Below are 15,075 nucleotides of genomic sequence, written 5' to 3'. Positions count from 1 at the left end.
AATCTTCGTGTGATTCAGAGGGTGTCGAGTGATGATTCCCGGCGGCGCTGGACGCCTTATGTATTGCGAAAAGGCGAGCGTTCGGAGAGCTCGTCCAGATAGAACTGGATGCCGGTGCTCTCCTGCTCGAGAAAGCGGTCGACCGCATCGCGAAAGCGCCGGTCTGCGATCCAGTGGGCCGAGCGGGTGACGACCGGCTCAAGACCCCGCGACAGCTTGTGCTCGCCCTGGGCGCCGCCTTCGAAACGGCTCAGGCCATGACGAATGCAGTAGTCGATCGCTTGGTAGTAGCACAGCTCGAAGTGCAGAAAGGGCAGGGGCTCGGTCGCACCCCAGTAACGTCCGTACAGGGCTTCCCCGTCGCAGAGGTAGAAGGCGCCCGCAAGCGCTTTGCCATCGCGCTCGGCGAGCAGCAGACGTACGCCGTCCGGCATGTCGCGGGCCAGCGTGGTGAAGAAGTCGGGGGTCAGATACGGGGTCGAGCGGTGCAGGGCGTAGGTCGTGGCGTAACAGCGGTAGAAGAACGCCCAGTCGGATGCAGTGGCCGTATGTCCGTCGAGCCAGCGTACGGACAGTCCGTGGTCTCCGGCGCGACGGCGCTCCTGGCGGATCTTCTTGCGCTTGTCGTGGTTGAGGTGGGAGAGGAAAGCGTCGAAGTCGGCATACCCGGCGTTATGCCAGTGAAACTGAACGCCGTTGCGCAGCATCATGCCGGCTTCGCGCATCCACAGGCCTTCCTCCTCGGTCGGAAACAGGAGGTGGAAAGACGACAGTCCGCTGTCCGCCGCCAGTGCGAGCACCGCGGCGAGCAGCGTCTTGCGGTCGTCCGGGCTGCGTCCGAGCAGGCGCGTACCGGGGATGGGGCAAAAGGGCAGGGCGGACAGCCATTTGGGGTAGTAGTCGAGGCCGTTGCGTGCGTAGGCGTCGGCCCAGGCCCAGTCGAAGACGTACTCGCCGTAGGAGTGGACCTTCAGGTACAGCGGCATGGCCGCGACCAGTTCGCCATCGCGCCAGAGGGTGGCGTGCTGTGGCGTCCAGCCGGTTTTTCCACCAACACAGCCGGTGCTTTCCAGCGTGCTGAGGAATGCGTGGGACAGGCAGGCCTGTCCGCCAGCGATGGCGTTCCATTGCACAGCTTCGACGTCGACGAGGGATGGGATGAGGTGGAAACCGTTTTTCTCGGACATTTTTCTGTCTTTACTGTCGGGCGGTGTTGGATGGCTCGCGACTGCCTGTTTTTTGTGCAATTGCAAAAAATGCTTTGCATGCAACTGCTTGAGCATGGTGCCCCGCTCTTATCCACAGCTTTGCCCACGCAGTCTGTGAAGATTTTGGCGCTACGCACCGCAGCGGCACGGGCTCGACGCGGTATAGTTATATCCCATGAATACCACGCTTTCGATCGCTGTTGCCCAGCTTAATTTCACCGTTGGCGATCTCGCTGCCAACGCGGACCGCATTATCGATGCCATCGCACGCGCACGCGCGGCGGGGGCCGATCTGCTGTTGACTCCAGAACTCGCGCTTGCCGGTTACCCGCCGGAAGACTTGCTGCTGCGCCCGGACTTCTATCGCGCCTGCGATCGCGAACTGCAGCGCATTGCGCAGGCCGCAGACGGGCTGTGTGTCGTGGTCGGCCATCCGCAGCAGCGCGGTGAGCGACGCTATAACGCGGCCACCGTGATCACGAATGGCGAGATCGTCGCGACCTATCACAAGCACCTTCTGCCCAATTACGAAGTCTTTGACGAGCTGCGCTATTTCGAGGCGGGTTCGGATGCCTGTGTGTTCAGCCTGAAGGGCGTGAAGCTGGGCATCAATATCTGTGCGGACGTCTGGGCGCCGGGGCCTGCGGATGCTGCGCGTGCGGCGGGGGCCGAGGTGCTGCTGTCGCTCAATGCCTCGCCTTACCATGTCAACAAGCAGGCGCTGCGCCATGAAGTCCTGCGCGAACGGGTTAGCGAAACCGGCCTGCCGGTGCTGTATTGCAACATGGTGGGTGGGCAGGACGAACTCGTGTTCGACGGTGGCTCCTTCGCGCTCGATGCTGACGGAGCGCTCGCCTATCAGGCCAGCGCATTCGAGGAGCGGGTCGATATCCTGGCCTTGCGCGACGGACGCTGGGTGTCGGATATCCGCTACGAGCGGCCGGGGACGGAGGCCGAGGTGTATGAAGCGCTGCGCGTGGGCGTTAGGGACTATCTCGGCAAGAACGGCTTTCCGGGGGTGATCATCGGCCTGTCGGGCGGTATCGACTCGGCGCTCACGCTCGCGATTGCGGTCGATGCGCTGGGTGCAGACCGTGTGCGTGCGGTGATGATGGCTTCGCCCTACACTGCGCAGATGAGTCTCGACGACTCGCGCGAGATGGTGCGCCGGCTTGGGGTACGCTATGACGAGATTCCGATCGAATCGGTGATGAAGGGCTTTGAAGCGCTGCTTGCACCGCAGTTCGAAGGCTTGCCGGCCGATACGACCGAGGAGAACCTGCAGAGCCGGATTCGGGGCATGATCCTGATGGCGCTGTCGAACAAGACCGGTGCCATCGTGCTGACCACCGGCAACAAGAGCGAAATGGCGACCGGCTACGCAACGCTGTACGGCGACATGGCGGGTGGCTTCGCGGTACTCAAGGACATTTACAAGACGCTGGTCTATCGTCTGTCGAACTGGCGTAATTCGGTCGGCGAGGTGATTCCGCAGAACATCATCGACCGTCCGCCGTCGGCAGAACTGAAGCCGGATCAGACCGACCAGGACAGCTTGCCCGAGTACGAGGTGCTGGATGCCATCATCGAGGCCTACATGGAGCGTGACGAGTCGCCGCGGGAGATCATCGCCGCTGGCTACCCTGCAGCAGACGTGCGGCGCACCGTGGGCATGCTCAAACGCAACGAATACAAACGCCGGCAATCCCCGGTTGGTATCCGCGTGACGCAGCGCGGTTTCGGCAGGGATTGGCGTTATCCGATAACATCGCGCTATCAGGATGAATATTGAGCGCGCATGCGTCATGGCCTTTGCCGTGGCGCCAACCAGGAGAATGAAATGAAGAAAATCGAAGCGATCATCAAGCCGTTCAAGCTCGACGAAGTCCGTGAGGCCTTGTCCGAAGTGGGCATTACCGGCCTGACCGTGACCGAGGTGAAGGGCTTTGGTCGCCAGAAGGGCCATACCGAGCTCTATCGTGGCGCCGAGTATGTCGTCGACTTCCTGCCCAAGATCAAGGTCGAGATCGTGATCGGCAACGACCTGGTCGAACAGACCGTTGAAGCCATCATCAAGGCTGCGCAGACCGGCAAGATCGGCGACGGCAAGATCTTTGTGTCCTCGGTTGAGCAAGTGGTGCGCATCCGCACCGGTGAAACCGACGAAGCTGCCATCTGATCGGGCTTGCCCCGGCACGGGTTGCCGGGGTTGTTCAGCGACGGGCTGCGTTCGGTGCCCTCATCAGCACCAGCAGGGCTCCGCCGCCGCCATCGTGCGGCCCCGCCTGGCAGAAGGCGAGAATCTCTTCGCGCTGAGCGAGCCAGCCGCGCGAGAGTTGTTTGAGAATGGACACCCGTCCGGGTGAGCCCAGTCCCTTTCCATGTATCACCCGAATGCAGCGCCGGCCCTGTTGCAGGCTGTGCGCGAGAAAATGAGCGAGCGCATCGCGTGCTTCGTTACGGGTCAGACCATGCAGGTCGAGTTCGCCCTGGAGCACCCAGCGCCCGCGGCGCAGATCGGTCAGCACGCGTCTGGGCAGGCCGGGGCGAAGGAAGGCGGCCTCATCGCCCATATCCAGGCGGTCTTCAAAGGTCAGCGGGGCGGAGAGCGATTCGCTCAAGGCCTCGCGTTCGTCGGCTTCGCGCTTGAGTGGTGCGGGAGCCGGGGCGTTTGTCGGTAGCTCGACCCGATTGCGGTCGTCGATCTGTTGCGCACCGTGTGCTGCGAGGCGGAACAGTTTGGAAGGATCGGACAGGTCGGCGTCCGGTGGCAGCACGACAGGTGGCAATTCGCCGGACGCAAGGCTGGCCTTGTCTGTGGTCTCGGGTTGATCCGACGTGTACACGCGGCGACTCGGCGCCTGTCCGAGAACGACGCGGCCACTGTCAGCAATCGGCGTGACGTCTGCATACGCTGCGTACAAGGGGTCGCCTGTCTTGCGGGCGGGGGCAGGGTCGGGCGCTGCCTCGGGCGTCTTGCTGCGCGGGACCGGGGCAGGGCGAGGAGTGTCGATTTCGGCGCGGTCCTGCCTGGCCAGCGGTGCGACGCCGGCCTGCGAGCGTCTAAAAAGCTCGAGATCGTCGGCGTCGGTTGCTGCATCCGGTGGCGGGGCTTGCTTTCTTGGCGTTTCGGCAGGCACGCCAGACGGTGCGGTGCGCCCCCTCAGGGCCACGAGGGCCTTGAAAGGGTTGTCTGCACGTTTGCCGGCATCCGCTTTTTTCGTGCTTGCGGATGCCGGGCGTGATTGGCGTGCCATCGGCGCTTGTGCGGCCCGGGCTCAGTGACCCAGCGCGTCGAGGAAACGCTCGGCGTCGAGCGCAGCCATGCAGCCGGTGCCGGCCGAGGTTACGGCCTGACGGTAGATGTGATCCTGTACGTCACCTGCGGCAAAGATACCCTTGATGCTGGTCTGGGTTGCGTTGCCGTTGCGACCGCCTTCGGTGACGATGTAGCCACCTTCCATCTCGATCTGGCCTTCGAAAATGTCGGTGTTGGGCTTGTGGCCGATGGCGATGAAAACGCCTTGCAGCGCCACGTCGCGCGTCTCGCCGGTGTTTACGTTCTTCACCCGCATTCCGGTCACGCCGGAATTGTCGCCGAGCACTTCGTCGAGGGTGGAGTCGAGCACGAGTTCGATTTTGCCGGCTGCAACCTTTTCCATCATCTTGTCGATCATGATCTTCTCGGCGCGGAACTTCTCGCGACGATGGACCACGGTGACCTTCTTGGCGATGTTGGAGAGGTAGAGTGCTTCCTCAACGGCGGTGTTGCCGCCGCCGACCACGGCCACGTCCTGATTGCGGTAGAAGAAACCGTCGCAGGTTGCGCAGGCAGACACGCCGCGACCGGCGAACTTTTCTTCCGACGGCAGGCCGAGATACTTTGCGGTGGCGCCGGTGGAGATGATCAGCGCGTCGCAGGTGTATTCGCCGGAGTCGCCAATGAGTCTGAACGGGCGCTCGGTCAGCTTCGCCGTGTGGATGTGATCGAAGATCATCTCGGTGTTGAAGCGCTCGGCGTGCTTCTGGAAGCGCGACATCAGGTCGGGTCCCATTACGCCGTCTGCGTCCGCCGGCCAGTTGTCCACCTCGGTGGTCGTCATCAGCTGTCCGCCCTGGGCGAGGCCGGTGATCATGACCGGGTTGAGGTTGGCTCGGGCCGCGTAGACAGCTGCGGTGTAGCCTGCGGGTCCGGAGCCGAGAATGAGCAGGCGGGCATGCTTGGTGGTCATTGTGTAGCGTTCCAGCGAGTTGGCAATGGCGCGAATTATAGCCGACCGGCCGCAGCACTCAGCGCAATCGATTCGATAGCCCCCGCCAATTGAAGGCCGGGGCGTGGAAGGCAGCGGGCATGGCGGCCTCGCAGCGAGTGACGAGCAAGAGCCTATGGTCGCGCGGCCCATGTTGAGCAGCGTTGCCACCCATTCGTTTATACTCTCGCCCATCATATAAATTCAGACGATCGTTGCCGTTCAAACGCCCGCCAGACGGAGACTTCATGAGTCAAGCTACTTCGGTTTCAATCACTGCTCTCAAAACCTTCCCGCTGTTCGTCGGTTTTCCGGACGACGTGCTCGCATCGGTCGCGCGTGTTGCGATGATGCGGCGTTTTCCGCGCGGGCAGTCAGTGGTCCGTGCGGGCGATCGCACCGATTACGTCTATTTTGTATTGACCGGCAGCCTCAAGGTGGTGGTCAGCGACGAGGACGGGCGCGAGGTCATCCTGTCCATCCTAGGGCAGGGCGAACTCTTCGGTGAAATGGGCATGTTTGGCGAGCAGCCCCGTTCGGCTTCGGTGGTGGCGGTGGTGGCGGCTGATCTGGTGATGATCTCCAAGCAGGATTTCCGCCAGCTTATGCAGGAAAACTTCGAAGTCGCATGGCGCATCATGTGCAATCTGGCTGAGCGTCTGCGCAATGCGGACCGAAAGATCGAAAGCCTTGCGCTGATGGACGTGTACGGCCGGGTCGCAGGTCTGCTGATCGAGATGGCCGAGGATGTCGATGGCGAGACGGTTGTGGTGCGCAAGATTTCCAAGCAGGACATTGCCAAGATGATCGGGGCCTCGCGCGAGATGGTGAGCCGGGTCATGAAGGACCTTGGCCAGCAAGGGCTCATCGAAGAGACTTCGCAGGGCATTATCCTGCGTGACCGTCTGAGCGAGATCTGAGTATCGAAACCTGTCCCGAGGCACGCCGGCGGGCGTTGGCAGTGTGCCAGTTTGTTTCGCGGGGCAACATCGGGGGCGGCGGGGCCGGCTGATCGCATATAATCGGGGTCCGTCGTTCCTGTCCCGATTGCAGATCCTCCTGATGCTGTCTCGCTCGTCATCCCGTTCCCAGCCTCTGCCCGAAAAAATCTCGCTGTTGTTGCAGGAAGCTCGCTGGCTGATTCTGGGCGTGATGTCGCTCTATATCGGTCTGGTGCTGCTGGGCTACAACAAGGCCGATCCCGGCTGGTCCCACGCCTCTGCGGTATCGCGCGTCAGCAATCCCGGCGGCCGCTTCGGTGCATGGCTGGCCGATCTCCTGCTTTATCTCCACGGCATTTCGGCCTGGTGGTGGTTCGTCTTTCTCGGCTACGCACTGATGTGGGGGCTGCGGCGGATCAAGAAGCAGCTCACGCTTGATCGCCGCTCCTTCTTCTTCGTGTTCGCGGGCTTTCTGGTTGTGCTGGTGACCAGCAGCGCGCTCGAGTTTCTCCGTTTTCATTCGCATGGCGCATCCTTGCCGCTCACGCCCGGTGGCCTGTTCGGCATGGAGTTCGGACAGATCGTGCAGCGCAACTTCGGCTTCACCGGCGGCACCTTGCTGCTGCTGGCGCTGATGGCGTCCGGCCTGTCCTTGTTTACCGGCATCTCCTGGCTGTCTGCCGCTGAGCGCATGGGCGGCTTGATAGAGCAGGCGGTGTTTGGCACCCAGGCCATGTGGAAGCGCTGGCAGGACCGCCGCGTTGGCCAGGAGGTGGCCCAGAAGCGTGAAGCGGTCATCGAGACCCGGCGGCGCAAGGTCGAGCAGGCGCCTCCGCAGCCCCTCCGCATCGAGCCCGCAGTGGTCGAAGTGCCGCGTTCGCCACGGCTCGAGAAAGAACGTCAGCAGAAGCTGTTTACCGATGTCGGCGACGGCGCGATTCCGCCGCTGGGCCTGCTCGACCCGCCAACGGTCAATGGCGAACCGCCTTCGCCTGAGGCGCTTGAATTTACCTCGCGTCTGATCGAAACGAAGCTGGCCGATTTCGGCGTTGAAGTGAAAGTGCTCGCGGCCTATCCTGGCCCGGTCATCACGCGCTACGAGATCGAGCCTGCCGTCGGCGTGAAAGGCAGCCAGGTGGTGAATCTGGCCAAGGACCTTGCTCGTGCGCTGTCGATGGTGTCGATCCGCATGGTGGAAACCGTGCCCGGCAAGTCCTGCATGGCGCTCGAACTGCCGAACCCCAAGCGCCAGACCGTGCGTCTGTCGGAAATTCTCGGCTCGCGTGCCTACAACGACATGAATTCGCCGCTCACCGTGGCGCTGGGCAAGGACATCGGCGGTCAGCCGGTGGTCGCCGATCTGGCAAAGATGCCGCACCTGCTGGTGGCGGGTACCACGGGTTCGGGCAAGTCGGTCGGTATCAACGCGATGATCCTGTCGCTGGTGTACAAGAGCGAGCCCGAGCGCGTGCGCCTGATCATGGTCGACCCCAAGATGCTGGAACTGTCGATCTACGAAGGCATTCCGCACCTGCTGGCCCCGGTTGTGACCGACATGAAGCACGCGGCCAACGCGCTCAACTGGTGCGTGACCGAGATGGACAAGCGCTACAAGCTGATGGCAGCGGTTGGTGTGCGTAACCTCGCGGGCTTCAACAAGGCTGTGGTGGAAGCGCGCAAGAACGAAACTCCGCTGACCAACCCGTTCTCGATCACCCCGGATAGCCCCGAGCCGCTCGAAACCCTGCCGTACATCGTGGTGGTGGTCGACGAACTCGCCGACATGATGATGGTGGTGGGCAAGAAGGTCGAAGAACTGATCGCCCGTCTGGCACAGAAGGCGCGGGCAGCAGGCATCCACCTGATTCTCGCCACCCAGCGTCCTTCGGTCGACGTCATTACCGGCCTGATCAAGGCCAACGTGCCGACGCGTATTTCCTTCCAGGTGTCGAGCAAGATCGATTCGCGCACCATCCTCGACCAGATGGGTGCCGAGGCACTGCTGGGCATGGGTGACATGCTCTATCTGGCGCCGGGTACGGGCCTGCCGGTGCGGGTGCACGGCGCGTTCGTGGCCGACGAGGAAGTGCACAAGGTGGTTGATCACCTCAAGCGTCTGGGGCCGCCGGACTACATCGACGGGATTCTGGCTGCGCCCGAGGACGATCTCGAGGCTGCGCTTGGCAGCGGGGGCGAGGGTGGCGACACCGAAACGGATGCGCTCTACGACCAGGCGGTCGAGATCGTGGTCAAGACCCGTCGCCCCTCCATTTCACTGGTGCAGCGACACCTGCGCATTGGCTATAACCGTGCGGCGCGCCTCATCGAACAGATGGAGCGGGCGGGGCTGGTGTCGCCGATGGGCAGCAACGGCAACCGCGAAGTGATCGTGCCGCCGAAGGAAGGCGAATGAATATGAAAGCTATCAAGCTCGCTGCGGCGATGGTGCTGACGCTTGCCGCCGGTTCGACACTGGCGGCGGACGCGATTGCCCAGTTGCGCCAGTTTGTTTTGGTGACGCGCAGCGCGGAAGGTGAATTCGAGCAGACCGTGGTGGCGCGCTCGGGGCGCAAGCCGCAGCAGGCGGCGGGCCGTTTCGCGTTTTCACGGCCGGGCAAGTTCCGCTGGGAATACGAACTGCCTTACCAGCAACTGCTGGTAGGCGATGGCGAGCGACTGTGGTCGTGGGACCGTGATCTCAATCAGGTTACGGTACGCCCGATCGGCGATGCGCTGGGCGCTACGCCTGCGGCGATCCTGTTCGGGCAAGGCGATCTGGAGAAGGACTTCGTGCTTGGCGAAGGTGGCGACAGCGACGGCCTCTCCTGGGTCGATGCCAGCCCGCGCAAGGCCGAGAGCAGTTTCGAGTCGATGCGCATCGGTTTGCTCGACGGCCAGCTCAAGCGCATGGAGTTGCGTGACAACTTTGGTCAGACCACGCTTATTCGCTTCACCCGCCTGCAGGCCAACCCGGCGCAGGACGCAGGGCGCTTCCGTTTTGTGCCGCCTGCCGGTGCTGACGTGATCGGTACCCCCTGACGCACTGCCGATGAGCGATCTTTTCGAATCACAATCGCCGCCAAGCGTGCCGCTGGCAGAGCGCATGCGCCCGGCCACGCTGGACGAAGTGGCGGGGCAGCGTCATCTGCTCGGGCCGGGCAAGCCGCTGAGGCTGGCTTTCGAATCGGGCAAGCCGCACTCGATGATCCTGTGGGGGCCGCCGGGTGTGGGCAAGACCACGCTGGCGCGTCTGATGGCAAAAGGCTTCGATGCCGATTTTCTGGCCCTGTCCGCGGTGTTCTCGGGCGTCAAGGAAATCCGCGAGGCCATACAGCAGGCCCAGGCAGCCAAGGCGCGCGGCCGGCACACGATTCTGTTCGTGGACGAAGTACACCGCTTCAACAAGTCACAACAGGACGCCTTTCTGCCCTTCGTCGAACAGGGCCTCGTCACCTTCATCGGCGCGACCACCGAGAACCCGTCTTTCGAGGTCAACTCCGCGTTGCTGTCGCGTGCGGCAGTGTATGTACTCGAGTCGCTTGATGCGGAGACGATGAATGGCCTGTTCGAACGTGCGCGCCTGATCGCCTGCCCCGAGCTTGAAGTGGACGAGGCTGCGCGCGAACGCCTTGTCGGCTTTGCCGATGGCGATGGGCGTCGCCTGATGAATCTCGTCGAACAGATTCAGGTTGCAGCCGAAACGGCCGGTGTGAATCCGGTTGGTGCCGAGTTTGTCGATCAGGCCTTGTCGCGCAACCTGCGTCGTTTCGACAAGGGAGGCGAGGCCTTCTACGATCAGATCTCGGCGCTGCACAAGTCGATTCGTGGCTCGAACCCCGATGCGTCGCTCTACTGGCTGTGCCGGATGCTGGATGGCGGCGCCGATCCGCACTACATCGCCCGTCGTCTGCTGCGCATGGCGGTGGAGGATATCGGCCTTGCAGACCCCCGGGCGCAGGAGATCTGCCTGAATGCCTGTGCAAGTTACGAACGCCTGGGCTCGCCCGAAGGCGAGCTTGCGCTTGCCCAGGCCGCCATTTTTCTGGCGTGCGCGGCCAAGTCGAACGCGGTGTACAAGGCCTACAATGCTGCGCGCAAGCATGTAGCCGAGTCCGGTTCGCAGCCGGTTCCGCTGCATCTGCGCAATGCGCCGACGCGGCTCATGAAGTCGCTCGGCTACGGCAAGACCTACCGTTACGCACACGACGAGCCCGAAGCCTACGCAGCGGGCGAGAACTACTTACCTGACGGCATGGCGGCGCCGGGCTGGTATCAGCCGGTGCCACGCGGAATGGAAGCGAAGATCGCCGACAAACTCGCACATCTGCGCCGCCTGGACGAGGCCGCTAACGCGCGACCCGACCCGGCGCAGACTTCACGCTGACGACTGCGAAATGATGGATTTGATGCGGAGAGACTCAGTGCGGCAGAGGGTGGTCGGTCATGAACTTCGAGCACAGGTCACGCGCTACCGTGGCCTTGTCGGTTTCGCCACGGGCGTCGGCTTTCTCGATCAGGTCGAGCATGTAACGCGTCAACAGTACGACCCCTTCGGGGGTCTGCACCAGACCGCAGGCCATCTGAGCGGCCGCACAGTCGGGAATGCCTTCATGTTCGGCAATCAAGGCAACTTCGTCTTCAGTGAGATCACAGTAGTCCAGGCAGTCTCGAATGGATAGCATCCTTTACTCCTCCAGTTGTGTGCTGTCTGACGCAGCTTTGTTTCCCCATTCCATTTTATGCTGTGGCGTTTCATTTACAAGAAAATTTACGCTTTGAATGTGTTGTAAGCGATTGTTTTATATAATCAATTTGTGCATTGTACCATTTTGGTGCAATCTTGAAATTCGCTTTTTGGCCCTTGGCTTAGACGCCTGAGCAACAGCAAGTTCTCAGCTACCCTGTCTAAATATTTGATTCAAAACCGCTTCAGGAATAACCGATGCTCGATATCCAGATGCTTCGCTCTCAGCTCGACGTGGTGGCGGCCCGCCTGGCCACGCGCGGGCTTCAACTCGACACCGCTGCCTTCCTCGCGCTCGAAGAAGAACGCAAGCAACTCCAGACCCGCACCCAGGACCTGCAGGCCCAGCGCAACAGCCTGTCCAAGCAGATCGGCATGCTCAAGGGCAAGGGCGAAGATGCCTCCGCCGTCATGGCCGAGGTCGGCCAGCTCGGCGACGAGCTGAAGCGTTGCGAGCAGGCGTTGCCGCTGGTGCTGGAGAAGCTCAACGACTTTCTTTCGGGTCTCCCCAACCTGCCGCAGGAAAGCGTTCCGGTGGGCGAGGACGAGACCGCGAACGTCGAAGTGCGTCGCTGGGGAACGCCCGCTGCCTACGATTTCGAGGTCAAGGACCATGTCGACCTGGGCGCAGCCCTCGGTCTCGACTTCGATACCGGTGCCAAGCTTTCCGGCTCACGCTTCACCTTCATGCGCGGCCAGATTGCGCGCCTGCATCGCGCACTTGCGCAGTTCATGCTCGACACGCAGACCGGCGAGCACGGCTATACCGAGTGCTACACGCCCTATATCGTCAATCGCGACGTACTGGTCGGCACGGGTCAGTTGCCCAAGTTCAAGGAAGACATGTTCTGGGTGCTGCGCGGGGGCGACGACGAGAGTCCCGAGCAGTATCTGATCTCGACCGCCGAGATCTCGCTCACCAACAGCGTCCGCGAACAGGTGCAGCCGGTTGATGCGCTGCCGATCAAGCTGACGGCCCACAGCCCGTGCTTCCGCTCCGAGGCGGGCAGTGCGGGGCGCGACACCCGCGGCATGATCCGCCAGCACCAGTTCGACAAGGTTGAAATGGTGCAGGTCACCCATCCCGAGCAGAGCGATGCCGCGCTCGAGGAGATGGTCGGCCACGCCGAGGCCATTCTGCAGAAGCTCGAACTGCCCTATCGTGTCATCACCCTGTGTACCGGCGACATGGGCTTCTCTGCCGCCAAGACCTACGATCTCGAGGTGTGGCTGCCCGCGCAGAACACCTATCGCGAGATCTCCAGTGTGTCGAACTGCGAAGCCTTCCAGGCACGCCGCATGCAGGCCCGCTTCAAGAATGCCCAAGGCAAGAATGAACTGGTGCATACGCTGAACGGATCGGGTCTCGCGGTCGGTCGTACCCTGGTTGCCGTGCTCGAAAACTACCAGCGCGCGGACGGATCGGTCGAAGTGCCTGCGGTGCTGCGCCCTTACATGGGTGGTATCGAGGTGCTCACGCCTGGGGCCTGAGCCACTCTGCCTACTCCTGTCGGCTCAAGCGCAGTTGCGGTGAGCCCGACAGGGTAGGGCTGACAACATGCAGGCGGGTCAGAATGTCGTGAAAGTTGCGCACGTTCTCGGTCATGATGACCGCCTCGCCACCCCGTGCGGGGCCCGACTTCAGGCGCGCCGCATACTCTGGCCGCGACATCAGCGGCAGCACGGACTTCATCTCCCACCACGAAGTTTCATCCTTGCCCAGCCGGCGAGCGATCGCACGCGCGCCGTTGAAGTGCCCCATCCCCAGGTTGTACGCCGCAGTCGCCATCCACAGGCGGTCGGGAGACGGAATTTCGTCCGGCAACTGGTCCACCATCATTGAAAAGTAGCGGGCGCCGCCCAGGATGCTCTCGCGCGCATCCAGACGATTGCTCACCCCGAGGCGGTCTGCCGTTTCCGAGGTCAGCATCATCATCCCGCGCACCCCGGTGCGTGAGGTCGCCAGCGGATCCCAGTGCGACTCCTGGTAGGCCATGGCCGCGAGGTAGCGCCAGTCGATGCCGGTCTTCGCTTCGGCATCCTGAAAGTGCTTGAGGTAGCGGGGCAGGCGCTCCTGAATGCGGGCAAGAAAGGTGGTGATGTCCTGTTCGTCGAGTCGCCGTACGTGGCCGAAATAGCGGTCGGTGATGCGGGCAATCAGGCCGCCCGACTGCGCCTCCTCAATGAAGGTGGTAACGTGTCCGGCCAAGCCGCCGTCACCTTCGATCGGCAGGGCCCAGGCAACATGACTCTTGACGGGCAACTCGTAGGCCACGGTAAGTTCGGGCGCGATCTGGGCTGCCACGCTGTAATGGACGCGGTCGGTCGCGACGAGGTCGTGCTTGCCTTCTGCGAGCTGGGCGAGCAGCGCCTGATCGCCCTCGCGTGCCGCGTACTTCGCGGTAAGGGTCGGAACCCGCCTGCGGATGCGGTCGATGGTCTCCGATGACAGCGAGCCCCTGCGCACGGTCACCGTGCGTCCAGCGAGATCGCTTTCACGCGTGATCTCGGGACTCCCCGCTGTGCCGACCAGTACATATTCGACGTCCCGCAGTGGTGCCGACCAGCGCAACGGGAAGCGATCATTGCGTGCGAGCCCGGCTGCAGCCATGTGGGCTTCGCCATTGAGTACAGCATCGATTGCCCGCGCTGCATCAGGGTAGATAACGTAGTGCACAGGCACCCCGAGCGACTCGCCGAGGCGCTCCAGCAGGTCGTGCTCAAAACCCGAGATCGTGCCGTCCTCGTCCTCCCGGTACGAGATCGCATCTATCCGCGTGGCGACCCGCAGCTCGCCCTGCGTCCGGAAGTCGGGCAGGCGGGCTGGCGGCTGGGGCTCACAGGCGGCAAGCAGCAGCGTGGAAAGAAACAGAAGGAAAAGGCGCAAGGGCGTCGTTTGCTCGATGAGGTCGCCGGATTCTGCGCGTAGCATCTCCGATCTGCAATCAGCCCGTGAGCCGTGCTGCGTTGCGCAATGCTGGTTTGATCGAAGTCATGAAACGGACTCGAGCGAGATGTTAAATTAGCGTTACATTAAATACTGTTGGAGCCCCCATGTCCAAATCCTTTACCCAGATCACCGGTGACGTCTCTCAAGCCCTTGGCAACCTGCGCTCCGAGATCCCCGACACCATGCAGGCATTCGGCGCCATGTCGAAAGCTGCAATGAAGGCGGGCGCCCTGTCTGCCCTCGACAAGGAACTGATCGCACTGGCGATCGGCGTCTCTTCGCGCTGCGATGCCTGCGTCGGTTTTCACGTCAAGGCGCTGATTCGTCTCGGTGTAACGCGCGAGCAGCTGATGGAAACCCTTGCCGTATGCACCTACATGGGCGGCGGCCCGGCCCTGATGTATGCAGCAGAAGCCGTGCGCGCTTTCGACGAATTTTCGCCCAAAGCCTGAAATTCGTTCGAACCTCTTCACTTTTTCCGCGAATGGTCTATAATCGCGGCCTTCGAGCGGAGAGGTGGCAGAGTGGTCGAATGTACCTGACTCGAAATCAGGCGTAGGTGCAAGCCTACCGTGGGTTCGAATCCCACCCTCTCCGCCAGTTACCCTGATGGCCGTGAAACCCGCGCCAATGCTGGGACTCAGGAAAATTAGCATAGCCTGATATACCACACGCAGTTACCACACGCCCCACCTGTCCTAGACCGAGTGGGGCTTGTTGTTTCTGGAGGTCGAAGTCTTGTGGGGGCTTTCCCCCTAATATGCAGCACTTCGGGAAGGACACCTACGAGTTCCTCCGTCTGCCGGGGACGGTGGAGTACCTCGAAGCCTTGTCCGGGATTTTCCCGGTTAAGGAACTCGTTATCGCCCGCAAGGGTTCCAGCCTGTACCCAACCACCGGCACTTGGGAAGCGTATCGACCACTTCTTGGAGAACAGTTCCACGACGGAGTACGTGAAGGCACTTGAAGAAGTGATGCCCGG

13 protein-coding genes and 1 tRNA gene are annotated in these 15,075 nt (G+C 62.3%); 9 read left to right on the top strand and 5 right to left on the bottom strand.

The genetic code is table 11. The features are described from left to right. Positions 1-56: 56 nt before the first annotated feature. Positions 57-1,187 carry a GNAT family N-acetyltransferase gene (locus tag AC22G6_RS18465; protein WP_487367993.1) on the bottom strand — a complete coding sequence of 377 codons (1,131 nt, stop codon included), beginning with the start codon at positions 1,185-1,187 and terminating at the stop codon, positions 57-59. A gap of 196 nt (positions 1,188-1,383) precedes the next feature. Between AC22G6_RS18465 and AC22G6_RS18460 the strand changes: the two genes are divergently transcribed. Both AC22G6_RS18460 and AC22G6_RS18455 read left to right on the top strand, forming a co-directional pair. After that, positions 1,384-3,000 carry an NAD+ synthase gene (locus AC22G6_RS18460; protein WP_487367992.1) on the top strand — a complete coding sequence of 539 codons (1,617 nt, stop codon included), beginning with the start codon at positions 1,384-1,386 and terminating at the stop codon, positions 2,998-3,000. A gap of 48 nt (positions 3,001-3,048) precedes the next feature. Beyond that, complete coding sequence (locus AC22G6_RS18455; protein ID WP_108951141.1) at positions 3,049-3,387, top strand: P-II family nitrogen regulator; 339 nt, start codon at positions 3,049-3,051, stop codon at positions 3,385-3,387. Positions 3,388-3,421: 34 nt separating this feature from the next. Here the strand turns inward: AC22G6_RS18455 and AC22G6_RS18450 are convergent, their stop codons facing one another. Further along, on the bottom strand, positions 3,422-4,465 hold the full coding sequence (locus AC22G6_RS18450) for a Smr/MutS family protein (protein ID WP_487367991.1): 1,044 nt from the start codon (positions 4,463-4,465) through the stop codon (positions 3,422-3,424). Positions 4,466-4,486: 21 nt separating this feature from the next. Then, complete coding sequence (trxB, locus tag AC22G6_RS18445; RefSeq protein ID WP_487367990.1) at positions 4,487-5,440, bottom strand: thioredoxin-disulfide reductase; 954 nt, start codon at positions 5,438-5,440, stop codon at positions 4,487-4,489. A 266-nt stretch (positions 5,441-5,706) separates the two neighbouring features. On the opposite strand from trxB, the gene AC22G6_RS18440 reads away from it, so the two are divergent. From AC22G6_RS18440 to AC22G6_RS18425, 4 genes are all read left to right on the top strand, one after another. Next, positions 5,707-6,378: a Crp/Fnr family transcriptional regulator gene (locus tag AC22G6_RS18440; RefSeq protein ID WP_108947901.1), complete on the top strand. Its 672-nt coding sequence runs from the start codon at positions 5,707-5,709 to the stop codon at positions 6,376-6,378. 142 nt (positions 6,379-6,520) lie between these two features. Continuing rightward, a complete protein-coding gene (locus AC22G6_RS18435; RefSeq protein ID WP_487367989.1) occupies positions 6,521-8,812 on the top strand; it encodes a DNA translocase FtsK in 2,292 nt (763 codons plus the stop codon). Between the two features lie 2 nt (positions 8,813-8,814). Then, positions 8,815-9,438, top strand: coding sequence for an outer membrane lipoprotein periplasmic chaperone LolA (lolA, locus tag AC22G6_RS18430; protein ID WP_487368041.1), 624 nt, complete (start codon positions 8,815-8,817; stop codon positions 9,436-9,438). Positions 9,439-9,448: 10 nt separating this feature from the next. Then, entirely contained in the window at positions 9,449-10,783 is a 1,335-nt protein-coding gene (locus AC22G6_RS18425) for a replication-associated recombination protein A (RefSeq protein ID WP_487367988.1), read from the top strand. A gap of 34 nt (positions 10,784-10,817) precedes the next feature. On the opposite strand, the gene AC22G6_RS18420 is transcribed toward AC22G6_RS18425, so the two are convergent. After that, positions 10,818-11,081, bottom strand: coding sequence for a hypothetical protein (locus AC22G6_RS18420; protein ID WP_108947904.1), 264 nt, complete (start codon positions 11,079-11,081; stop codon positions 10,818-10,820). 260 nt (positions 11,082-11,341) lie between these two features. Between AC22G6_RS18420 and serS the strand changes: the two genes are divergently transcribed. Next, positions 11,342-12,634 carry a serine--tRNA ligase gene (serS, locus tag AC22G6_RS18415; protein ID WP_487367987.1) on the top strand — a complete coding sequence of 431 codons (1,293 nt, stop codon included), beginning with the start codon at positions 11,342-11,344 and terminating at the stop codon, positions 12,632-12,634. Positions 12,635-12,644: 10 nt separating this feature from the next. Here serS and mltF read toward each other — a convergent pair whose 3' ends face one another. Further along, entirely contained in the window at positions 12,645-14,075 is a 1,431-nt protein-coding gene (mltF, locus tag AC22G6_RS18410) for a membrane-bound lytic murein transglycosylase MltF (protein ID WP_487367986.1), read from the bottom strand. Positions 14,076-14,197: 122 nt separating this feature from the next. Between mltF and AC22G6_RS18405 the strand changes: the two genes are divergently transcribed. Both AC22G6_RS18405 and AC22G6_RS18400 read left to right on the top strand, forming a co-directional pair. Then, complete coding sequence (locus tag AC22G6_RS18405; protein ID WP_487367985.1) at positions 14,198-14,545, top strand: carboxymuconolactone decarboxylase family protein; 348 nt, start codon at positions 14,198-14,200, stop codon at positions 14,543-14,545. 58 nt (positions 14,546-14,603) lie between these two features. Then, a tRNA-Ser gene (locus AC22G6_RS18400) sits at positions 14,604-14,693 on the top strand. Positions 14,694-15,075 lie beyond the last annotated feature (382 nt).

It is taken from the genome of Parazoarcus sp. PS-13 R2A (assembly GCF_057621855.1).
The sequence above is the reverse complement of the archived record's forward strand: the minus strand, read 5'-3'. Positions and strand labels throughout refer to the sequence as shown.